The organism is Pantoea anthophila, from assembly GCF_006494375.1.
Lineage (GTDB): Bacteria > Pseudomonadota > Gammaproteobacteria > Enterobacterales > Enterobacteriaceae > Pantoea > Pantoea anthophila.
Map to the genome: position 1 here is coordinate 97630 of NZ_VHIZ01000036.1, position 21463 is coordinate 119092.

Genomic DNA, 21463 nt, shown 5'->3' on the forward strand with positions numbered 1-21463 from the left:
AAGAAAGAATTACAGCGCCTTAATGGTGCCTTTAGGCAGCACGGCGGCAACGAAATCACGTTTAATGACCACTTCGTTGGTGTCATTCAGCGCGATAGCGACGTAGCCCGTGTCAGAGACTTTTGTGACGCGACCGACCAGGCCACCGCTGGTTAACACTTCATCGCCCTTTGAGATGGAATCCATCAGCTTCTTGTGCTCTTTCGCACGTTTCTGCTGCGGACGCAGGATCATGAAATAGAAAATCAGACCAAACACCACCAGCATGATCACCAGAGAATACGGACTTCCCTGAGACGGTGCGCCTGCTGCGGCCACGGCGTCAGAAATGAATAAGCTCATTAAATTTCCCTCATTGATGAATTGTCAGACGTTAAAGGCGGAACTTCTTTACCCGTCCGTTGGTAAAACTCAGTTACAAAGCGCTCTAATCTACCCTCTTCGATAGCCTGACGTAAACCAGCCATCAGACGCTGGTAGTAGCGCAAATTGTGGATAGTATTCAGACGCGCGCCCAGTATTTCGTTACAACGGTCGAGATGATACAAGTAGGCCCGGCTATAATTGCGACAGGTGTAACAGTCACACTCCGCATCCAGTGGCGCAGTGTCATCTTTGTAGCGGGCGTTGCGGATCTTCACCACGCCCTCGGTCACAAACAGATGACCATTGCGCGCATTACGGGTTGGCATCACGCAGTCGAACATATCAACGCCGCGACGGACGCCCTCAACCAGATCTTCAGGTTTGCCAACGCCCATCAGATAACGGGGTTTATCCTGCGGAAGCTGCGGACAGACGTGCTCAAGAATACGGTGCATGTCCTGCTTAGGTTCACCCACCGCCAGGCCGCCCACAGCGTAACCATCAAAGCCAATCTCTACCAGACCTTTAACCGAGACATCTCGTAAATCTTCGTAAACCGAGCCCTGGATAATGCCAAACAGCGCATTTTTGTTGCCGAGGCTGTCAAAACGGTCACGGCTGCGTCGTGCCCAGCGCAGCGACATCTCCATTGAACGTTTGGCATAGTCCCAGTCCGCCGGATAAGGCGTACACTCATCGAAAATCATCACGATGTCGGAACCGAGGTCATACTGAATCTCCATCGATTTTTCCGGATCGAGGAAGATCGGATCGCCGTTGATCGGGTTACGGAAATGCACGCCCGCTTCGGTGATTTTACGGATGTCGCCCAGGCTGAAGACCTGGAAGCCACCGGAGTCGGTCAGAATCGGCCCTTTCCACTGCATAAAGTCATGCAGATCGCCGTGCAGTTTCATGATCTCCTGACCCGGACGCAGCCAGAGATGGAAGGTATTCCCCAGAATGATCTGCGCGCCGGTATCCTCTACCTCTTCCGGCGTCATGCCTTTGACGGTGCCATAGGTGCCAACGGGCATAAACGCCGGGGTTTCCACCACGCCGCGATCAAAAATCAGACGGCCACGGCGTGCGCGCCCGTCTGTGGTATCAAGTTCAAATTTCACAAAGCCTCCATCGGAGAAACAGTCCGATGCAGATAGCCTTCTGTCACGCAGAGCGCGATTCCGGCTATCGGTTGATAAATCAGTCGCCCACTTTTTCCAGCGGCGCCTGCGGATTTTTGCTGATAAACATCGCGTCGCCATAACTGAAGAAACGATATTGCTCAGCCACGGCTGCGCGGTACGCGGCCATGGTGTGCTGATACCCGGCGAAGGCCGAGACCAGCATAATCAGGGTCGATTCAGGCAGATGGAAGTTGGTGATGAGCGCGTCGATCACCTGATACTCATAGCCCGGATAGATAAAAATCTGGGTATCGTCGAAGAATGGCGCGATCAGGGCATCCTGGCTCGCTTTGGCTGCGCTCTCCAGCGACCGGACGGAGGTGGTGCCCACCGCAACCACCTTATTGCCGCGCGCCTTGCAGGCCAGCACCGCATCAACCACCTCCTGCGGTACTTCGGCATATTCCGCGTGCATGTGATGCTCTTCGATGGTTTCGACACGCACCGGCTGGAAGGTTCCCGCCCCGACATGCAGCGTCACAAACGCCATCTCAATGCCCTTCTCTTTCAGCGCCTGCAACAGCGGCTCATCAAAATGCAGACCGGCTGTGGGTGCCGCGACGGCCCCCGGACGGGCGCTGTAGACGGTCTGATAAAGCTCGCGGTCGGCCTCTTCGTCCGGCCGATCGATATAGGGCGGCAGGGGCATATGGCCCACGCTATTCAGGATATCGAGCACCGCGCGCTCATCATCAAATTCAATCTCAAACAGCGCATCGTGGCGGGCCACCATGGTCGCTTTCACACTCTCATCTTCGCCCAGCAGCAGCGCTGCACCCGGCTTCGGCGCTTTTGAGGCGCGCACATGTGCCAGCACACGCTTGTCGTCGAGCATCCGCTCGACCAGCATCTCGATTTTGCCGCCGCTGGCTTTGCGGCCAAAGACGCGCGCCGGGATCACACGGGTATTGTTGAACACCAGCAGATCGCCTGGATTCAGCTTATCCAGCACGTCGGTAAAGACCCCGTGCGTCAGTGCGCCGCTGGGACCGTCGAGCGACAGCAGACGGCAGCCGCTGCGCTGCGCCTGGGGATAGTGAGCAATCAGGGATTCGGGCAATTCAAAAGCAAAATCGGCGACACGCATTGAAGTGTTCTTTCTCAGGCAAAAACAGGCGGCACAGTTTAGCGGAAAATCGACCAATTCTGAACAGCTGGCTGCGCAAAGGCAGTTCAGCCTATAATGCGGCATGAACTTTCTTGCTCATCTCCATCTGGCTCAGCTGGCCGACAGCTCCCTGCTCGGCAATCTAATGGCTGACTTTGTGCGGGGTAACCCGCACCAGCACTGGTCTGCGCCTGTCGCAGACGGCATTCTCATGCACCGGCGTCTTGACGTCATGACCGACACGCTGCCGGAAGTGCGCAGCGCCCGTCAGCTGTTCCGTGCTGAAACCTATCGCGTGGCCCCGATTACGCTGGACGTCATCTGGGACCATTTTCTGGCCCGTCACTGGCAGCAGTTCATGCCCGGTCAGACGCTGGCGCAGTTTTCTGCCGCCGCCGAGCGCGAAATCGTGCCGCACCTGGCGGAGACGCCGGTCGATTTTCAGGAACTTAACGCGGTGATGTGGCGCGAGCGCTGGTTTGAGCATTATGCCCAGCCCGCGCGGCTTGAGCGGGTCCTGCACGGCATGGCCAGCCGCCGTCCGCGTCTGGCAGCACTGCGCGACTCCTATCAGGATTTCACTGAACACTACGATCAGCTGGAAGCGCTGTTTTTTGTTTTTTATCCGCGTTTAATGGCGCTGGCGACCAGCCGCACCCTGTAAAACCCGATCCTCTGCTGCCGCGCCGGGCGGGCGCAGGCGCCTGCCCGCTGAAAAAGCCCGTCGTCCGCCCCTGCGCCATCTTGCCATTGCCCGCTAACTGCGGCTTAATGAAGCCTTTCTTAACAATAGTTACGTTAACAGCACAGCCAGACCGCCTGTTCAGGCGCGCCTTCCGTTCGTTATGGCACAAAATCATAAGAGGAAAAGATGTCATCCGCTTCGCAATCTGAAATTGACGCGCGTTACCGTTACGCCTGCGACATCGCCCGTGCGGCGGGCAGCCGGGCCCTGTCATGGTATCAGCAGCGTCAGACACTGGTGGTGGAACACAAAAGGGATTTACAGGATGTGGTGAGCGAGGCTGACCGCAACGTGGAAGCGCTGCTTAAAACATTAATCGCTGAACGTTTTCCTGACGATGCCGTCTATGGCGAAGAGAGCGGTGGCGAGGTTCAGGGCGCCCCTTTTGTCTGGGTCATCGATCCCATCGACGGCACCGCCTGCTTCGTCAACGGCCTGCCTAACTGGTGCGTGTCGCTGGCGGTGGTCTGCGAGGGCGAACCGGTGATCGGCGTGATCTGCGACCCCAATCATCAGGAGCTGTTTCATGCCCGCAAAAACCACGGGGCGTGGCTTAACGAAAGCCGCCTGCAGGTCCATGCGGCAGAGCGGCTTAACGAGGGGCTGCTGGGTATCAGCAACTCCAGCCGCACCGGCGGCGAAAGCGTCTCGCGCCTCATCACCGGCCTGATTGAGCAGGGTGGCATGTTTATTCGGGTGGGGTCCGGCGCGCTGACCAGCGCCTGGGCTGCTGCTGGACGCCTGATTGGCTATTACGAAGCGCACATGCATCCCTGGGATAGTCTGCCGGGCATTGTCCTGATGCGCGAAGCGGGCGGCGTCACCAACGACTACCTGCGTAACGACGGGCTGAAAAACGGTAATCCGGTTCTGCTGGCCAATGCGGCCCTCTATCCACAGATTAAAGCGCTGGCGGGTAATCCCGCTCTGGATGAGTAGATGATCCGGTTACGGCTGCGTCGGTGCGCCCTTATTCTTGCCGCTCTCTGTCTGCTGAGCACGACGTCACAGGCGGCTGAGTATCAGCTGGAGAAGGTGGTCGAGCTGAGCCGCCACGGCGTGCGGCCACCGACGCCGGGAAACCGCAAAGAGATTGAGGCGGCCAGTGAGCAATCCTGGACGGTGTGGACCACCGCCGATGGGGAGCTGACCGGACATGGCTACAGCGCGGTCGTGAATAAGGGGCGCTGGCAGGGCGAACACTATCGCCAGCTCGGCCTGCTGGCGGCGGGCTGCCCCGATGCGGCGCAGGTCTACGTGCGGGCCAGTCCGTTGCAGCGCACCCGCGCCACCGCGGCGGCACTGACTGACGGCGCCTTTCCCGGCTGCGGCGTGCCGGTGCATCACGTCGCGGGCGAGGTCGATCCCCTGTTTCAGAGCGACAAACTGCCCCTCACCCACATCGATCCCGCCCGGGCGCTGGCGGCTAAGCAGCAGAAGGCAGGCGATCTGGCACAGCGGCAAAAGCAGCTGCAACCGGCAATTCAGCAGCTCAGAGCGGCGGTCTGCCCGCCTGCGTCCCGCTGCACGTTCTTCGATCGCCCTTGGCAGTTCAGACAGACCCGCGACGGCGGCAGTTACGTTGAGGGGCTGAGCGCGATGGCCAGCATGGTGGAGACGCTGCGCCTGGGCTACAGCGAAAATCTGCCGTCTGATCAACTCGCCTGGGGACACATCACCTCGGCGGCGCAGATCACCTCGCTGCTGCCACTGCTGACCGCAAACTACGACCTCAGTAACGATATCCTCTATCTGGCCCAGCGGCGTGGCTCGATCCTCCTCAGCACAATGCTGCAGGCGATTGGTTCCGACACGTCGCCGACCCGCTGGTTAATTCTGGTGGCGCACGACACCAATATTGCCATGGTGCGCACGCTGATGGGCTTTGACTGGGCGTTGCCAGGTTATTCACGCGGGAATATTCCGCCGGGCGGCAGTCTGGTGCTGGAGCGCTGGCGCGACACGCGAAGCGGGGAACGTTTTTTACAGATCTACTTTCAGGCGCAAAGCCTGGATGATCTCCGCCGGCTGCAACCGGTTGATGAAAAACACCCGTTATTACATCAGGCGTGGCATCAGCCTGGCTGCAGGGATACCAGTGTGGGCCTGCTCTGCCCTTATCAATCCACGCTGACACAACTGCAGAAAAACATCGACAACAGCGCTACGCTGCCGGTTTCCGTTATATTGCCCTGAGTCTGTGGCTAATCATATTCAGGCCGCAATAAAAACGCGGTCTGAATAATGTTAATCCCTGTTAATTAGCGCTATTCCGCCCTTTTCTTAATTAAATCCGGCTGGCTTTCAGCGCCCCGCGTTTTGTTTTACGATAGCCCCGTCAATCATCCCTTTATACATTTTTTCCTGTAATATTTAGATTCTTTCGGCGACTGGTTTCGCCGTTTTTTATTTCCTTTTACCCTCCCCTTGTCTGGCCATTCAGGCCTGTCTGACGCCGTCTGCCGGGAAATACTTTTATTCTGCGCTGACTGCGCGTCCTTTGAGAAATTAAGGCGGGAGGAAAAGAGAATGAAGGCGGGAGATTGCCGGTTCCGCTCCCCCGTGAATCGGGAGAGCAGAACGGAAGATTAGCGTGGCTTGCGCACCAGCTTATAGCCCAGCAGCAACAGTACAATCCACACCATACCCACGTAGAGTGAAATGCGGGTATCGGGGAAATAACCAATCAGGCCGATAATAAAGCAGAGGAAGGCGACGCCGACGCCAGCGGTCCAGCTGCCGCCCGGCAAGGCGAACAGCAGCTTACCGGCCGCCTCTTTGCCAATTTTGCGGCGGAACGCGATCTGCGACAGCAGGATCATGATCCAGACCCACACCGTAGCAAAGGTCGCCAGCGAGGCGATCACCAGGAAGACTTTCTCAGGCATCAGGTAGTTGAGATAGACCGCGATCAGCATGGCGAACATCATCACCACGACCGTCACCCACGGAATGCCGCGTGCGGAAACCTTCATGAAGACCTTCGGCGCATGGCCCTGCTGCGCCATGCCGTGCAGCATACGGCCCACGCCAAAGACATCGCTGTTAATCGCCGAAAGTGACGCGGTCAGCACCACGAAGTTGAGAATCGAGGCGGCCGCAGCGATCCCCAGATGCTGGAAGGTCAGCACAAACGGGCTGCCCGACGTCCCCACCTGGTTCCACGGGTAGATCGACATAATCACAAACAGCGTGCCGACATAAAAGACCAGAATGCGCCATGGCACCGAGTTGATCGCGCGCGGAATCGACTTCTCCGGCTCTTTCGCTTCCCCGGCGGTGATGCCGATGATTTCGATGCCGCCATAGGCGAACATCACCATCTGCAGCGACAGCAGCATGCCGACCACGCCGTGAGCGAAGAAGCCGCCGTTGGTCCAGAGGTTATGGATACCGGTTGGCTGCCCGCCGTTGCCGATCCCCCAGATAATCATGCCGAAACCGGCCAGAATCATCACGATAATGGTGGCGACCTTGAAGAAGGAGAACCAGAACTCCACTTCGCCAAACACCCTGACACTCATCAGGTTAACCGCCCCGATGATCAGCACCACGCTCAGCACCCAAATCCAGTGCGGCACCTCCGGGAACCAGACGCCCATATAGATGCCAAACGCCGTCACATCGGCAATCGCCACAATCAGGATTTCAAAACAGTAGGTCCAGCCGGTGATGTATCCGGCCATCGGCCCCAGATAGTCCTGGGCGTAACGGGAGAAGGAGCTGGCCTGAGGATTATTGACCGACATCTCACCCAGCGCGCGCATGATGATGTAAGCCACTGCCCCGCCGATGATATAGGCGAGCAGCACGCTCGGCCCGGCCATTTTAATCGCGTCAGCGGAACCGTAAAAGAGCCCGGTGCCAATCGCCGATCCCAGCGCCATAAAGCGGATGTGGCGCGTGCTCAGTCCGCGTTTGAGCTTATTGGTTTCTTGCATAACAACCTGTACCTGTGAAATGAAAAAACCACGGGCAAGCCCGTGGTTAAAGAAAAAACCGTGCTGACTGTTACGAGTGAGCCGTCACCTGTTCAGGCCCTTTCACCCGATCAACCACAGCGGCAATCAACAGCATCACCAGCGACGGCGGCAGCCAGGCGAGACCCTGGTCGGCCAGCGGCAGATGCTGGCTGAAAGCCGGCAGCAAATCTTTAAACCCGGTCGTTTTAATCGCATCGACAATACCAAACAGCAGGCTTACCAGCATTGCAGGCGCGATAATCCGGCTGCTCTTGTTCCACCAGTTGAGGGTGAAACTCAGCACCACCAGCACGATACAGGGCGGATAGATCGCCGTCAGTACCGGGATGGAGATCTGAATCAGGTGGCTCAGGCCGAGATTCGACACCACCATAGAGAACAGACCCAGAATAAACACCAGCGTTTTATACGATAACGGCAGGTATTGCGCAAAAAATTCCGCACAGGCACAGGTCAGGCCCACCGCGGTCACCATGCAGGCGACGAAGATCAGAGCGGCCAGGAAGAAGCTGCCCATGTTGCCAAAGGTGTGCTGAACATAGGCGTGCAGAATCGCTGCGCCGTTAGCGTTTTGATCCACCAGCGCGCCGCTGCCCGCCCCCAGTTTAAACAGGCAGAGGTAGACCAGCGTCAGGCCCAGACCGGCAATCAGTCCTGCCAGTACGGTATAGCGGGTCAGCAGTGCAGCATTGTCCACGCCACGCGAACGGGCGGCGTTAACAATCACGATGCCAAACACCAGCGCGCCCAGGGTATCCATGGTCAGGTAACCGTTGACGAAACCGCTGGAGAAGGCCGCTCGCTGATAATCAGCCGTAGCGGTGATCGTCCCGCCTGCCGGCCACAACAGCGCGGCGACGCCCAGTATGGTCAGCGCAACGATTTTCAGGGGTGCCAGGAAGTGCCCTACCGTGTCGAGCAGTTTGCCGGGATAGAGCGACACGCCAATCACCAGCACAAAGTAGATCAGGCTGTAGATAAACAGCGGCAGCGCGCCTTCACCGGTCAGGGGGGCGATGCCCATCTCAAATGAGACCGTCGCCGTTCGCGGGGTGGCAAACAGGGGCCCGACCGCCAGATAGCAGACGGTGGCCAGCACGATGCCCGCCACCTTGCCGATCGGGCTGCTGAGCGCATCCACGCCGCCGCCGACACGGGCCAGCGCGATCACGGTCATCACGGGCAGACCCACAGCGGTAAGCAGAAATCCGATAGCGGCAGTCCAGACGTGTTCGCCAGACTGAATACCCACCATAGGAGGGAAAATGATGTTGCCCGCGCCAACAAACAGGGCGAATGTCATAAAGCCCAGCGCGAGAATGTCCTTCGAAGTTAAACGATGTGTCATACGGCCTGTCACTGATGTTGCGGTGGAAGTTGGGTTTGTGTTGTCCCCCTCGCTGCATATAAGCCGCGACCTGACTGAGTGTCTCAGCGCATTATGCTCGTCGCAGGGAAAAGTGCAGGTGATTTGAGCTGCTTTTATTCTGTTCACAGAGGGATGGATCGACAACGGCGCTAAGTAAAACGTTTATAGCGGAGAAAGGCAATACGGGATCGGAAAACCAGAAGCTTATCCCGCCATTTTTTCAAATGACAGAGGATAGCGTTGATTTTTGGCACAGGCACACAAGATGATGTGCCTGAAAAACAGACAGACGGTGGGAAATATCCGCATAAACGCACCGGCAGATACACAAAAGGCGCGTTTTACGCGCCTGTCTGCACAACGTTACAGCCTTACCAGACCTGTTTCGCGATATCGACAACCAGTCGAATCTTCTGCCACTGCTCGGCTTCGCTGAGGCTGTTGCCCTCTTCGGTCGACGCAAAGCCGCACTGCGGACTGAGGCAGATCTGCTCCAGACTCACAAACTGCGCCGCCTCTTCCAGCCGGGATTTCACCTGCGCCGGATCTTCCAGCTCTCCCACTTTCGTGGTGATCAGCCCCAGCACCACCTGCTGATGACCGGGCTTAATGAAGCGCAGGGGCTCGAAGCCGCCGGAACGGGCATTGTCATACTCCAGGAAGAAAGCATCTACGTTGACGCTGCCGAACAGGATTTCAGCGACCGGTCCGTAACCGCCCTCTGAGATCCAGGTTGAGCGGAAATTACCGCGACAGACATGCAGACCCACGGTCAGATCGGCCGGTTTATCCTCCAGCGCTTTGTTCAGCACCCGGGCATAGGTCTGCGCCAGCTGCGCCGGATCGTCACCACGCGCCCGGATATCCCGCTTCTGATCTTCCGAGCAGAGGTAAGCCCAGACGGTGTCATCCAGCTGCAGATAGCGACAGCCCGCCGCGTAAAACGCCTGAATCGCCTGTTTGTAAGTCTGCGCCAGATCGTCGAAATAGTCCGCCAGATCGGGATAGACCTCCGCGTCGATCACTTTGCGACCGCCACGGAAGTGCAGCACGCTGGGGCTGGGAATGGTCATCTTCGGCACCGCATCACCGGCAACGCCCTGCAGGAAGCGGAAATGGTCCAGCATCGGGTGATCGGCCGGAAAGCCGAGCTTGCTTACCACTTTCACACCGTGCGCTTTGGTCTGCACGCCATTGAACTGAATGCCCTGCTCCGCTTCATAGCTCTCGACGCCGTCCAGGCCGTAGAAGAAATCGAAGTGCCACCAGCCGCGACGAAACTCACCGTCAGTCACGACTTTCAGGCCGTTCTCACGCTGCTTAGCCACCACATCGCGGATGGCCGCATCTTCCACCTGACGCAGCGCTGCCGCATCAATCTCGCCGGCCGCAAACTGTTCGCGCGCCTGTTTAATCGCGGCGGGACGGAGGAAGCTGCCAACGGTATCGGCACGGAACGGGGCGGTTTCTCTTTGCATGATCACTCCTGTCTCTCCTGCCAATCATTGCGGCAGGAAATAATTGCATTCTGATATAAATAGCCATCTGGATGGCTATATGTCTGAATGCAGAGTGACATGAGTGGCCTCAGTCTGCAACTGAAGAAAATTCAGCGATGATGAAAAAAATTCAACTTAGAGGATTACTGCAGGGCTGCACGCGCCTGCGCCATCTGCGTGTCAGAGAGCGGCAGGTAGCCCGCCTCACTGACCCGACGCTGTCCCTGCGCGGAAAGCACCTGCTGCAGAAACGCGGCCACCAGCGGCGGCAGCGGCTTTCCGGGTGCTTTATTGACATAGAGATAGAGCGGACGCGCCCAGGGATAGCGGCCACTGCGGATAGCCTCCGCATCCGGGGCAATCGCCTGCCCCTGATCGTTCTTCACCGCCAGCATTTTGACCCCGCTGAGATGAAAGCCAAAACTGGCGTAGCCAATGCTGCACGGGTTCCCGGCCACCGCCTGCACCACCGCAGCCGAGCCGGGAAACTCCGCCACGTCGCGGCGAAAATCGCCCTTGCAGAGCGCCTGCTGCTTGAAGAAACCCCAGGTACCGGAGGCGGAGTTGCGGCCATAGCGCTGAATCGGCCGTTTACGCCACTCAGCGCCGGTTAAGCCAAGATCGCCCCAGAACCGCGGCACACTGTGTGCACCGCACAGGCGGGTGACTGAAAAGAGGGCATCAAGCTGCGAGGGCGCAATCTGTTGCAGCGGATTGCGCTGGTTGACCACGACGACCAGCGCATCCATGGCCACCGGTACCGCCAGCGGCGGGTAGCCGTAGCGCGCTTCAAACGCCTGGCGTTCATCTGCCTGCATCGGGCGGCTCATCGGGCCGAGTTGCGCCGCCCCCGCCGCCAGCGCGGTCGGGGCCGTAGAAGAGCCTGAGGCCTGCACCTGCACGTTGACGCCCGGAGCCTGGCGGCTGAAATCCTCGCTCCAGAGGGTCATCAGATAGCCCAGCGTATCAGACCCGACACTGCTGAGATTGCCGGCGAGCGTGCCGGGCTGAGCAAGCGCCAGTCCCGGCAGCAGCGTAATGAGGAAGAGAAGAAGCAGGCGCATGGCAGAGTTCCGGCAGCGGTTAATGAACGGCATTCTCCTGCATCACACTGCTGACAATCAACCTTGCCGGCAGCGTAAAGGTAAAGCAGGTCTCCTTATGCGGCACGCTGGTGATATCGAGCCGCGCGTTGTGGTGGCTCAGGGCATGTTTCACAATCGCCAGCCCCAGCCCGCTGCCACCGGTGGCGCGTGAGCGCGCCTTGTCGACCCGGTAGAAACGCTCGGTCAGCCGCGGGATGTGTTCCGGCGCGATCCCCGGCCCGTTGTCACAGACCCGGAAAATCGCGCCCTGTTTGCCGCGCAGCCAGCTGATATCGATCCGCGTGCCCTCTGGCGTGTGGTTCACCGCGTTGTAAACCAGATTGGAGATGGCGCTGCGCAGCTGTTCATCGTTGCCGAACACTTTCAGATGGGGATCGGTGTGGAAATGGATGTCGTGGCGGCCGCCGCTCAGCGTCGCGGCTTCATGCTGCAGCAGTTTCAGCATCACCGGCACATCGACCTTCTCTTTCAGGTCGATCGCCGGGGCCGCTTCGATGCGCGACAGCGTCAGCAGCTGCTTAACCAGGCTGTCCATGCGGCGCGTCTGCTCCGACATGGTGTGCAGCGCTTTGCTGCGCGAAGGTTCGCTCATCACCGAGTCGTTCATCATCTCCAGATAGCCCTGCAGCACCGTAAGCGGGGTGCGCAGCTCATGGCTGACATTGGCAAAGAAGTTGCGGCGCGCCCCTTCCAGCTGATGCATCTGCGTCACATCGCGCGCCACCAGCAGCCACTGCCCTTCACTGTAGGGCATGACGCGAAATTCCATGTGCAGTTTATTGTTCAGCACCAGCGTCAGGGGTTTATCAAAATCGCGCTGGCGAAGATAGCGGGAGAATTCGGGGTAACGCAGCAGGTTGAGGATGTTCTGGCCATTATCTTCCGGCCAGCGCAGGCCAAGGTGCTGCTGCGCCAGTCCGTTGCACCAGAAAATGGTGCCCTCTTCGGTGGTGAGGATCACCGCATCCGGCAGCGATTCGGCACCGCTGCGGAAACGCTTGATCAGATTGCCCAGTTCGCGCCGCCGCCGCCGGTTGCGCAGCTGCATCTGGTAAAGCCCATAGAAGAGCGGCTCCCAGCTGGCACGCCCGGCAGGGGGCGTCATGGTGCGGTCGAGCCACAGCCAGTGTGACAGCCGCATCAGATTATGAAAATGCCACAGCAGCACCAGCAGCACGCTCAGCAGCAGCCACCATGCCAGCCCGCCAAACAGCAGGCCAGGCAGCAGCGCGGGCAGACAGGCCAGCAGCAGTTCTGTCAGTAATCTCTTCCAGGAGAGGCGTTCCAGCACGGTAAAGGCTCCGTTCAGTAGCGGGCAGAGAAACGATACCCTGTTCCGCGAACGGTTTGTACCATGCGATCGTGGCCGGAGATCTCCAGCGCTTTACGTAAACGGCGGATGTGAACATCAACGGTGCGATCTTCCACATACACATTGGTGCCCCAGACGTGGTTCAGCAGCTGTTCGCGGCTGTAAACGCGCTCCGGGTGCGTCATAAAGAAGTGCAGCAGTTTATATTCGGTCGGGCCCATCTCCAGCGGCGTGGTTTCGGACATCACGCGATGCGACGAGGGGTCCAGACTCAGCCCCTGCATCTCGATCACCTCTTCCACCGCCATTGGTGAAATACGGCGCATCACCGCTTTAATGCGCGCCATCAGCTCTTTAGGGGAAAAAGGCTTGGTAATGTAGTCATCCGCGCCCACTTCCAGCCCGCGCACCCGATCTTCCTCTTCGCCACGGGCGGTCAGCATCATGACCGGAATGTCGCGCGTCATCGCCTCACGCTTCAGGTGTTTGATAAACTGAATGCCGCTGCCGCCCGGTAACATCCAGTCCAGCAGAATCAGATCGGGCCAGGGTTCGATCAGCCTGGCCACGGCGCTGTCATAATCTTCCGCCTCGATTGGCTGATAGTCGTTCTGCTCCAGAACAAAACACAACATTTCACGGATGGGGGCTTCATCCTCCACAACCAAAATGCGCTTAGCCATTATTTCTCCTGCTGATTATGACGGCTGTCACTGAGATTCGCGGCGCCATTATGCGTCAGATTTGTGACACTTTTATGAAAAACATAACCTGCCTGTAACCACATAGGTAATCAATTATGACAGTGCAGCGACTCTTTTTTGCTTTGGCCGCAGAGCCAGTATAATCGCCGGGCGAATCACAACGGCAGGGACTCATCATGCGCATTATTCACACTGCGGACTGGCATCTGGGGCAGTTCTTCTACAACAAAAGCCGGGCGGCCGAACATCAGGCGTTTCTCGACTGGCTGTTGATCCAGATTGAACAGCATCAGGTGGATGTGCTGATTATCGCGGGCGATCTGTTTGATACCGGCACGCCGCCCAGCTACGCGCGCGAAATGTTCAACCGTTTTGTGGTGGCGGTGCAGCCCAGCGGCTGTCAGCTGATTGTGCTGGCGGGCAACCACGACTCCGTGGCGACGCTGAATGAGTCGCGCGAGCTGCTCGCCTGTCTCAATACCCGGGTAATCGCCACCCCGCAGGACGATGATGTGCTGCTGCTCAACACCCGTCAGGGTGAACCGGGGGCGCTGCTCTGTGCGATTCCCTACCTGCGGCCGCGCGACATCCTGCGCAGCCGGGCGGGTCAGTCGGGACGCGACAAGCAGACCTCGCTGCTGGAGGCGATCGCTCACCACTATCAGCAGCGTTTCGCCGCAGCGCAGGCTCTGGGCCATGCGCTGCCGGTGATCGCCACCGGCCATCTCACCACCGTCGGCGTCAGCCAGAGCGATTCGGTGCGTGACATCTATATCGGCACGCTGGACGCCTTCCCGGCCAGCGCCTTTCCCGCCGCCGACTATATTGCGCTGGGCCATATTCATCGCGCGCAGCGCGTCGCCGGCAGCGAGCATATCCGCTACAGCGGCTCACCGATCCCGCTGAGTTTTGATGAGCTGAGCAGTGAAAAAAGCGTCTTCCTGCTGGAGCTGACGGCCAGCGGCCTGCAGGCGGTCACCCCGCTGGTGGTGCCGCAGACTCAGCCGATGCAGGCGCTGAAAGGATCGCTGGCGCAGATTGCTGAACAGTTAAACGCCTTCAGCGGGCAGCAGCCGGAGAAACCGATCTGGCTCGATATCGAAGTCACAACCCAGGAGTACCTCAGCGATCTGCAACGGCAGGTGGAAACGCTGACCGCCACGCTGCCCGTCGAGGTGCTGCTGTTGCGCCGCAGCCGTGAACAGCGGCAGCAGAGCCTGGCGCGGCTTGACAATGAAACCCTGAGCGAGCTGAAGGTGGAAGAGGTCTTCGCCCGCCGGCTGGCGCTGGATGAGGGCTTAGAGGCGGAGCAGATCGATCAGATGACCACCCTGTTTCGTCAGACGCTGGCCGCCATGGAAGAGACCCAATGAAGATCCTTACGCTACGTTTTAAAAATCTGAATGCCCTGCGCGGTGAATGGTTTATCGATTTCCGCGCCGAACCTTTTGCCAGCAACGGCCTGTTCGCCATTACCGGTGCCACCGGTGCCGGAAAAACCACCCTGCTGGATGCCATCTGCCTGGCGCTCTACCACCAGACGCCGCGCCTGGGCGCGATCTCCCAGAGCCAGAACCCGCTGATGACCCGCGACTGCGCGGAGTGTCTGGCTGAGGTGGAGTTTGAGATTAAGGGTGAAGCCTGGCGCGCCTTCTGGAGTCAGAACCGCGCGCGCGGTGCCGCCGACGGCAAGCTGCAGGCCCCGCGCGTTGAGCTGGCACGCTGCGCCGACAACACCATCGTGGCCGATAAGGTGGGTGACAAGCTGAAGCTGACGGAAACCCTCTCCGGGCTCGATTTTGAACGCTTCACCCGCTCGATGATGCTCTCTCAGGGCCAGTTCGCCGCGTTTCTCAATGCCAGAGCCAGTGAACGCGCCGAACTTCTCGAAGAGCTGACCGGCACCGAAATTTACGGCCTGATCTCAGCCGCCATTTATGAGCGCCACAAAGAGGCGAAAACCCAGCTGGACCTGCTGCGCAGCCAGGCGGGCGCGATGACCCTGCTGGAGAGTGAGGCGCGCGAGGCGCTGCAACAGCAGCTGACCGGGCTGACCCAGGCGGAAGAGCAGCTCAGCAGCCACTATCAGCAGGCGCAGCAGCAACAGCAGTGGCAGCAACAGGCGCAGCAGCTGCAGCGGGAGAGTGAGCAGGCCGAGGCGGCGGTGCAGCAGGCCAGCGCGGCCTTACAGGCCGCTGAGCCAGATCGCCAGCGGCTGGCACGCAGTGAACCGGCTGAAAAACTGCGGGGCGCGCTGCAGCAGCGCGACGCCCTGCGTACCGAGCAGCAGCAGGTCTCGCATCGCTGTCAGCAGCTGACGGATCAGCAGCAGCAGGCGCAGAGCCAGCATCAGCAGCATCAGCAGCGCTATGCGGCCACCCAGCTTGCCCGCCAGCAGGCACAGCAGGAACAGCAGCAGCAGGAGACCCTGCTGACGGAACAGGTGTTGCCGCTGGATCAGCGCATCAGCGCCCTGCAGCAGCACAATGAGGAGCAGCAGCAGGAAAACGCCCGTCAGCAACAGCATCTTGATCAGACTCAGGCTACCCTGGCGGAGCAGACCCGTCAGGTGACCCGCCTGAAGCAGGCGATGGCTGAACAGCATCAGTTACGTGAGCAGTTGACCGATCTGGCGCACTGGGGGGCTTCGCTGCCGCTGTGGCAGGAGAACTTTGCCCTGCTGGCACAGCGTGAGGCGACGCTGGCGGGACTGACGCAACAGCGCAATCAGCAGCAACAGCAGATCGCCACCCAGCAGGCGGAACAGCAGCAGCAGGCCCGACAGGCACTGCCGCGCCAGCAGGCGGAGCAACAGGCCCGCGAGGCGCTGTCGCAGGCGGAGCAAGCACTAACTTCGCTTCAGGAGCAGCATCCGCCTGCTGCACTGCGTCAGGCGTTAAGCCAGTTGCAGAGCAGCCGTCCGGCGCGTCAGCAACTGCTGCTGCTCTCAACGCAGTGGCAGCCGCTGCACCAGCAGCTGGACCAGCGCCAGCAAAGGCTACACGCGCTGGAAAAAGCGCATCAGCAGAGTGAAGCGGAATTGCAGACGCTGCGTGAGACGTGGAAACGCGAAAAACAGCAGCTGGACGATGTGGAAAAAATCTGCGCGCTGGAGCAGCAGATTGTCGATCTCAGCGACTACCGCGCCCGGCTCACCGCCGATCAGCCCTGCCCGCTGTGCGGCTCCTGCACCCATCCCGCCGTCGGGGCCTACAGCACACTGGAAGTCAGTGCTAACCAGCAGCGCCGGGCTGCGCTGCAACAACAAACCGAGGCACTGCGCGAAGCGGGCACGGCAAAAAACGAACAGCTGAAGCAGTCTGCGGTACAGCAGCAGACGCTGCGCGAGGAAATCGCCGGGATGCAGCAACAGCTTGAGCAGCTTGAGCAGCAATGGCAGGTTCTGAGCGGTGAGCTGGCACTTACTTTCCCGCTTGCCGATCGCGAGGCCTTAGCCAGGTGGCAGCAGCAGCAAAGCGACCGTGAAAGTCAGCTTGAGCAGCAGCGACAGGCTCAGGAAGCCGCTGAACAGGCGCGTCAGGCTGCGAAAGATCACCATCTTCAGCAGCTACAGGCCTGGCAGCAGCAGCAGCAGGCCGAACAGCTGGCGCAGCAGTCCCTGACCAGCCAGCTACAGGCGCTGGATGTGCTGCAACAGCGTCAGCAGCAGGAACAGCAGGCCTGGGAGCAGTTGCAGAGCCGTCTGGAGCAGCAGTTCAGCGCCCACCATCTTGCCCTGCCCGCTGCCACCGATCGCGCTGCGTGGCTGGCGGAGCAACAGCGGCGCTGGCAGCGCTGGCAGGAGAGTGAGCAGTTGCTCGCTAACCTGCAGCCGCAGCTGTTAAAAGGGGAAACCCAGCTCACTGCCCTGCAGCAGCAGGCTGAACAGGAACAGCAGCAGCTCACGATTCGTCAGCAGCAGCAGCAGCAGAGCCAGGCGCAGCTCAGCGAAATGCGTCAGCAGCGTCTGGCGCTGTTTGGCGATCGCGAGGTCACCCTCGCCCGTCAGCAGCTGCAGGCCCGCGTTCAGCACGCCGATGAACAGCTGGCACAGCAGCTCACCGCCCTGCAACAGGCGCAGGCCGAGGTCAGTCGCCTGCAGGGTGAGCTGGCGGGGCTGGAAAATCAGCGTCAGACCCTCAGCAGCAAACTGGCAGAGGCGGAAAGCACACTGCAGCAGTCACTGGCGCGCGCCGGATTTGCCGATGAAGCCAGCCTGCGCGCGGCGCTGCTGGATGAGCAGAGTGCGCTGCAACTGCGCCAGCAGCTGCAGCAGCTCGATCAGCAGTGCCAGCAGCAGCAGGCGCGACGGGCGGATCTGCGTCAGCGGCTCAGCGCCCATCAGCAGGCAAAGCCCGATGCGATGCCGGAATCTGCCGAGGCGCTGGCGCAGCAGCTGGAGCAGTTACGGCTGGCGCTGCGCGACAACGCCAGCCAGCAGGGTCAGATTCAGCAGCAGCTGCACAGCGACGCCAGCCTGCGTGCCCGGCAGCAGAGTCTGATGACACAGATAGAACAGGATGGGGTGGCGCTGGCGCAGTGGAGCCTGCTCAACGACCTGATCGGCTCCGCCAGCGGCGATAAATTCCGGCGTTTCGCCCAGGGGCTGACGCTGGATCATCTGGTCGCGCTCGCTAACCGTCAGCTCGACCGGCTGCATGGCCGCTATCTGCTGCAGCGGCGGGCGCAGGATCAGCTGGAGCTGGATGTGGTTGACACCTGGCAGGCTGACGCCGCGCGCGATACCCGCACCCTGTCGGGCGGGGAGAGCTTCCTGGTCAGTCTGGCGCTGGCCCTGGCGTTATCCGATCTGGTGAGCCACAAAACGCGCATCGAATCGCTGTTTCTGGATGAAGGATTCGGCACGCTGGATGCCCAGACGCTCGACACCGCGCTGGATGCCCTGGATGCGCTCAACGCCAGCGGCAAAACCATCGGGGTGATCAGCCACGTCGAGGCGATGAAGGAGCGTATCCCGGTGCAGATTAAAGTGCGCAAGATGAACGGGCTGGGATACAGCCAGCTGGAGCTGCCCCAGGGATAACGGGCGCGTCAGCCGGGAGGTTAAGCGATGCGCGGCGCTGACATCCGGCGAGCCGTTATCCGCAGGCAGCACCAGAATCAAGGCGGGTTTGCTGGCATGGAAGGCACCGCCCGCCGTCAACCGGGAGAGTGCCGCAAAGGCCTGTTTTTCTGCCTTTCTCATCCAAAACGTGAAAGGGAGATCGTCCGCACCGGGGCGGTAAATTCTGGTTCTGCTGACAGTCGGAGGAATGCCATAGCATTCAGCAGGCCGGTCTGTAGACTGTCGGCAGCAGACCGGAAGATCTTTAAGGGGAGATGGGCCAGTTAAATGAATTTGATTAATGTAGTGAGGCGGATGTTGCCGGGTGTGATTGTTGCCATCTCGCTCAGCGCCTGCCAGCAACCTGTAATAAAGCAACGGGATAGCGTGGCAAACCTCTGTCAGCCGGAGAAAGATCCTGACAGCAAATCCTGTCACTGGACGCATCAAATGCAGCCGGTGCTGAACCGGGACTTCCGGGATGCAGCCCGTTATGCGGGCCAGCAATGTCTGGTACGAATGGAGTGGCAACGGAGTGGACGTTATGCGGTGACCCAGACCCAGGGTGATGAAGCGCTCTGCCTGCGCGCATGGCAGCTGGTGGCGCAGACCCGCGGCCTTCCGCCACCGCCGGAGCCCGGACAACCCGCGTGGTTCGGCTTTGCGCCGCGCGGTTAGCTGGCCAGTCCCTCCTGACGCCACTGACGCGGACTGATACCGAACCAGCGACGGAACGCGCGCGAAAAAGCACTGACTTCCGAGTAGCCCAGCAGCAGCGCCATTTCTGAAATCGGCAGCTGCTTCTGTTGCAGGTAGTGTGTCGCCATTTCGCAGCGCACCTGATCCACCAGCGCGGTGAAGCTGCTGCCCTCTTCGCGCAGCCGCCGCTGCAGTGACCAGCTCGACAGCCCCAGCTTATCCGCCACCTCTTCCAGCACCGGCTCCCCCTGCATCAGCGACAGATTGACCTGCGAACGCGCCTGCTCAATCATGCTCTGCTGCGACGTGCCACGATTAAGCCGCCGGATCGCATCCTGCATCACCGTCAGCAGGATCGGATCGCTCTCCGGCATGGCGCGCAGCAGATCGCGCTTCGGGATCACCAGTGAATTGAAGGGCTGATCGAACCAGACCGGCGCATCAAAGACTTTGCAGTGATCGTGCCACTGGCCGGGGCGCGGATGTTCAAAGTGCACTTCGCGCGGCGCCCAGTGTTTGCCCGCCACGTGGCGGATCAGATTCATAAACATGCCCAGCGTCAGCTCCGCATCCTGACGGCGCGACAGAATCGCCCCGTGGCGCACCTGATAGTCGAGCCGCCAGCACTCCCCCTTATCCACCAGACGCGTCAGCGTGTCGTGCTGATGCCAGGGAAACGCGTTGACCACATTGTGCAGCGCCTGTTCCAGCGTGGTGGAACAGAGACCGATGTAGCCAATCAGGCCTAATGACTGCGGTTTAAACTGCCTGCCGTAGTGCAAACCGAAGTTATCAGAACCGGAGTGTCGGGCCGCCTCTTCCAGTACCCGACAGTAGTTAACCAGCCCGAGGCTCAGCGTCGGGCTGGCAAGGCGCTCCGGATCGATGCCGCTGATACCGAAGATGCGGTCCGCGTCGCCGCCCTGAGTATGAATAAAGTCGCTCAGGCCAGTCGCTGCCGCAGCCAGTACGCCGTGATTGCCAGCTTCTGCGGCTGCCGAGCAGGCAGCAAACGCATCGGGCTTGATCAGTGTCGGATTCATGGTCGCCTCTGTGAGTAGAAAGGTGGATCACCCCTGTTACTGACAGCAATTTCCATACCAGTTTCCCGAAGCCAGCCGCAGGCGGCACGGGCGCAACCGCATCCCGCCTCCCGGCCGCCTCTTCCGCTGCGCCACCCGGCTGTCGGGCACTGTGGCGGCGCAGCGACGCCCGTCGCTGGTGCATCAGACCCCCACCGGCAGTCGCTCCCCCTCCAGATAACGGCGGCAGAGACGCACTGAATGGCTCGCCCACTCGGGTCCCAGGCTGCGCGCCATTTCCGTTTCGGCATGCGAACCGACCCACGCGGTGAGCTGAATACGACGCTGAACCAGCAGCGCAGGCAGCATAGCCATCTCCGCATCGCTGATGTGCGCCACCTGCTCATAACCGCGGATCCAGTGATCGATCCACTCCGGGGCGCGCGGATGGTGCTCAACAAAACTGATCGCCGCCGCCAGATCGTGCAGATACCAGCCCAGCCCGCAGTCATCAAAGTCGATCACCCGCGTTTCCCCTTTGTGCAGCAGCAGGTTGGTCAGGCGAAGATCGGCGTGGATCAGGCCGTAACGATCCGATCCCTTCCCGAACTGCGCCATCGCCGCGCCCACCTGCGCAATCGCCTGTTCGACCACGCCGTGATCGGCAGGGTTGAGGTTTGGCGCATCCTGCCAGCGTCCCCAGTGACTCTCCGCGCTGGTCATGGTGTGGTGGTCCCAGATAATGCGCTGAAAGCCCGCTGGCTTTTGCCACTGCTTACTCTGCTGGTGCAGCCGGGCGGTGATCTGCCCCAGCTGCTGAAAGGCGCGGGGATCGACGTCGGTGGTCGGCATCTCGCCCTCGATCCAGTGAAACAGCACCACATAACGCTCGCTGCCATCCGGCAGCCGCAGCGTCAGCACCTGTTCACCCTCTTTATCCGGCACCGCTTCCGGCACCATGATGCCGGTTTCACGCAGCGCATCGAGCCACTGCAATTCACTGACGATATCCGCTTTCTGATGGTAATCGCCACGATGCAGCCGCAGCGCATAACGCTGCCCGGCCGCCCTGAGCAGAAATGTGGCGTTCTCCGATCGGCACAGCAGGCTGAGCTGACCCTGCAGTGGATCGGGATAACAGGCCAGCGCCTGCTGCGCCATCAGGGTGAGTTGGGAATCAGTCAGGTTGTCATATTGTTTCGCGCTCATCAGTCCGGCTCCTGGTCACTTGCGTCATTTCAGCATGCGTGGCCAGCGTGTGTGCTGCTTGACTTCAGAGGAGACAAAGTTGACCGCAG

17 protein-coding genes are annotated in these 21463 nt (G+C 60.1%); 6 read left to right on the forward strand and 11 right to left on the reverse strand.

The window, feature by feature from the left end:
* Positions 1 to 9: 9 nt before the first annotated feature.
* The 3 genes from yajC to queA form a co-directional block, all read right to left on the reverse strand.
* Complete coding sequence (yajC, locus tag FJW00_RS06615) at positions 10 to 342, reverse strand: preprotein translocase subunit YajC (protein ID WP_009091760.1); 333 nt, start codon at positions 340 to 342, stop codon at positions 10 to 12.
* Positions 342 to 1490 (reverse strand): tRNA guanosine(34) transglycosylase Tgt, encoded by a 1149-nt coding sequence (gene tgt, locus FJW00_RS06620; protein ID WP_046101348.1) that lies wholly within the window; start codon positions 1488 to 1490, stop codon positions 342 to 344. Before tgt ends, yajC begins: the two co-directional genes overlap by 1 nt.
* A 79-nt stretch (positions 1491 to 1569) precedes the next feature.
* Positions 1570 to 2640 carry a tRNA preQ1(34) S-adenosylmethionine ribosyltransferase-isomerase QueA gene (gene queA, locus FJW00_RS06625; RefSeq protein WP_009091763.1) on the reverse strand — a complete coding sequence of 357 codons (1071 nt, stop codon included), beginning with the start codon at positions 2638 to 2640 and terminating at the stop codon, positions 1570 to 1572.
* 103 nt (positions 2641 to 2743) lie between these two features.
* On the opposite strand from queA, the gene FJW00_RS06630 reads away from it, so the two are divergent.
* The 3 genes from FJW00_RS06630 (at position 2744) to FJW00_RS06640 (ending at position 5602) form a co-directional block, all read left to right on the forward strand.
* The gene (locus tag FJW00_RS06630; RefSeq protein WP_111208103.1) at positions 2744 to 3325 is read left to right on the forward strand and encodes an acyl carrier protein phosphodiesterase; all 582 of its coding nucleotides are present in this window, start codon (positions 2744 to 2746) and stop codon (positions 3323 to 3325) included.
* Between the two features lie 207 nt (positions 3326 to 3532).
* On the forward strand, positions 3533 to 4345 hold the full coding sequence (locus FJW00_RS06635; RefSeq protein WP_140923317.1) for an inositol monophosphatase family protein: 813 nt from the start codon (positions 3533 to 3535) through the stop codon (positions 4343 to 4345).
* Positions 4346 to 5602, forward strand: coding sequence for a histidine-type phosphatase (locus tag FJW00_RS06640; protein ID WP_140923318.1), 1257 nt, complete (start codon positions 4346 to 4348; stop codon positions 5600 to 5602).
* A 392-nt stretch (positions 5603 to 5994) separates the two neighbouring features.
* Here the strand turns inward: FJW00_RS06640 and proY are convergent, their stop codons facing one another.
* The 6 genes from proY to phoB form a co-directional block, all read right to left on the reverse strand.
* Complete coding sequence (gene proY / locus FJW00_RS06645) at positions 5995 to 7347, reverse strand: proline-specific permease ProY (protein ID WP_009091770.1); 1353 nt, start codon at positions 7345 to 7347, stop codon at positions 5995 to 5997.
* A 70-nt stretch (positions 7348 to 7417) separates the two neighbouring features.
* Positions 7418 to 8737, reverse strand: coding sequence for a branched-chain amino acid transporter carrier protein BrnQ (gene brnQ / locus FJW00_RS06650; RefSeq protein ID WP_009091772.1), 1320 nt, complete (start codon positions 8735 to 8737; stop codon positions 7418 to 7420).
* Positions 8738 to 9129: 392 nt separating this feature from the next.
* Positions 9130 to 10236 carry a cobalamin-independent methionine synthase II family protein gene (locus FJW00_RS06655; protein WP_140923319.1) on the reverse strand — a complete coding sequence of 369 codons (1107 nt, stop codon included), beginning with the start codon at positions 10234 to 10236 and terminating at the stop codon, positions 9130 to 9132.
* Positions 10237 to 10400: 164 nt separating this feature from the next.
* Positions 10401 to 11321 (reverse strand): PstS family phosphate ABC transporter substrate-binding protein, encoded by a 921-nt coding sequence (locus FJW00_RS06660; RefSeq protein WP_140923320.1) that lies wholly within the window; start codon positions 11319 to 11321, stop codon positions 10401 to 10403.
* A 19-nt stretch (positions 11322 to 11340) separates the two neighbouring features.
* A complete protein-coding gene (phoR, locus tag FJW00_RS06665; RefSeq protein WP_009091779.1) occupies positions 11341 to 12654 on the reverse strand; it encodes a phosphate regulon sensor histidine kinase PhoR in 1314 nt (437 codons plus the stop codon).
* Between the two features lie 14 nt (positions 12655 to 12668).
* Entirely contained in the window at positions 12669 to 13358 is a 690-nt protein-coding gene (phoB, locus tag FJW00_RS06670) for a phosphate response regulator transcription factor PhoB (protein ID WP_009091780.1), read from the reverse strand.
* Positions 13359 to 13555: 197 nt separating this feature from the next.
* On the opposite strand from phoB, the gene sbcD reads away from it, so the two are divergent.
* The 3 genes from sbcD (at position 13556) to FJW00_RS06690 (ending at position 19122) form a co-directional block, all read left to right on the forward strand.
* Positions 13556 to 14752 (forward strand): exonuclease subunit SbcD, encoded by a 1197-nt coding sequence (sbcD, locus tag FJW00_RS06675; protein WP_140923321.1) that lies wholly within the window; start codon positions 13556 to 13558, stop codon positions 14750 to 14752.
* Entirely contained in the window at positions 14749 to 18423 is a 3675-nt protein-coding gene (locus FJW00_RS06680) for an AAA family ATPase (protein WP_140923322.1), read from the forward strand. Before sbcD ends, FJW00_RS06680 begins: the two co-directional genes overlap by 4 nt.
* Positions 18424 to 18732: 309 nt before the next feature.
* Positions 18733 to 19122 (forward strand): cell envelope integrity TolA C-terminal domain-containing protein, encoded by a 390-nt coding sequence (locus FJW00_RS06690; RefSeq protein WP_140923323.1) that lies wholly within the window; start codon positions 18733 to 18735, stop codon positions 19120 to 19122.
* Here FJW00_RS06690 and qhpR read toward each other — a convergent pair.
* Both qhpR and FJW00_RS06700 read right to left on the reverse strand, forming a co-directional pair.
* A complete protein-coding gene (gene qhpR / locus FJW00_RS06695; protein ID WP_046101340.1) occupies positions 19119 to 20186 on the reverse strand; it encodes an AraC-like transcriptional regulator QhpR in 1068 nt (355 codons plus the stop codon). The genes FJW00_RS06690 and qhpR overlap by 4 nt on opposite strands.
* Positions 20187 to 20369: 183 nt before the next feature.
* Entirely contained in the window at positions 20370 to 21374 is a 1005-nt protein-coding gene (locus tag FJW00_RS06700) for a phosphotransferase enzyme family protein (RefSeq protein WP_009091791.1), read from the reverse strand.
* Positions 21375 to 21463 lie beyond the last annotated feature (89 nt).

Bases quoted from the DNA above. Each gene is read 5' to 3' on its own strand.
- yajC (WP_009091760.1), bottom strand. From the start codon at position 342: ATGAGCTTATTCATTTCTGACGCCGTGGCCGCAGCAGGCGCACCGTCT.
- queA (WP_009091763.1), bottom strand. From the start codon at position 2,640: ATGCGTGTCGCCGATTTTGCTTTTGAATTGCCCGAATCCCTGATTGCT.
- FJW00_RS06630 (WP_111208103.1), top strand. From the start codon at position 2,744: ATGAACTTTCTTGCTCATCTCCATCTGGCTCAGCTGGCCGACAGCTCC.
- FJW00_RS06635 (WP_140923317.1), top strand. From the start codon at position 3,533: ATGTCATCCGCTTCGCAATCTGAAATTGACGCGCGTTACCGTTACGCC.
- FJW00_RS06640 (WP_140923318.1), top strand. From the start codon at position 4,346: ATGATCCGGTTACGGCTGCGTCGGTGCGCCCTTATTCTTGCCGCTCTC.
- proY (WP_009091770.1), bottom strand. From the start codon at position 7,347: ATGCAAGAAACCAATAAGCTCAAACGCGGACTGAGCACGCGCCACATC.
- brnQ (WP_009091772.1), bottom strand. From the start codon at position 8,737: ATGACACATCGTTTAACTTCGAAGGACATTCTCGCGCTGGGCTTTATG.
- FJW00_RS06655 (WP_140923319.1), bottom strand. From the start codon at position 10,236: ATGCAAAGAGAAACCGCCCCGTTCCGTGCCGATACCGTTGGCAGCTTC.
- FJW00_RS06660 (WP_140923320.1), bottom strand. From the start codon at position 11,321: ATGCGCCTGCTTCTTCTCTTCCTCATTACGCTGCTGCCGGGACTGGCG.
- phoB (WP_009091780.1), bottom strand. From the start codon at position 13,358: ATGGCTAAGCGCATTTTGGTTGTGGAGGATGAAGCCCCCATCCGTGAA.
- sbcD (WP_140923321.1), top strand. From the start codon at position 13,556: ATGCGCATTATTCACACTGCGGACTGGCATCTGGGGCAGTTCTTCTAC.
- FJW00_RS06680 (WP_140923322.1), top strand. From the start codon at position 14,749: ATGAAGATCCTTACGCTACGTTTTAAAAATCTGAATGCCCTGCGCGGT.
- FJW00_RS06690 (WP_140923323.1), top strand. From the start codon at position 18,733: ATGAATTTGATTAATGTAGTGAGGCGGATGTTGCCGGGTGTGATTGTT.
- qhpR (WP_046101340.1), bottom strand. From the start codon at position 20,186: ATGAATCCGACACTGATCAAGCCCGATGCGTTTGCTGCCTGCTCGGCA.
- FJW00_RS06700 (WP_009091791.1), bottom strand. From the start codon at position 21,374: ATGAGCGCGAAACAATATGACAACCTGACTGATTCCCAACTCACCCTG.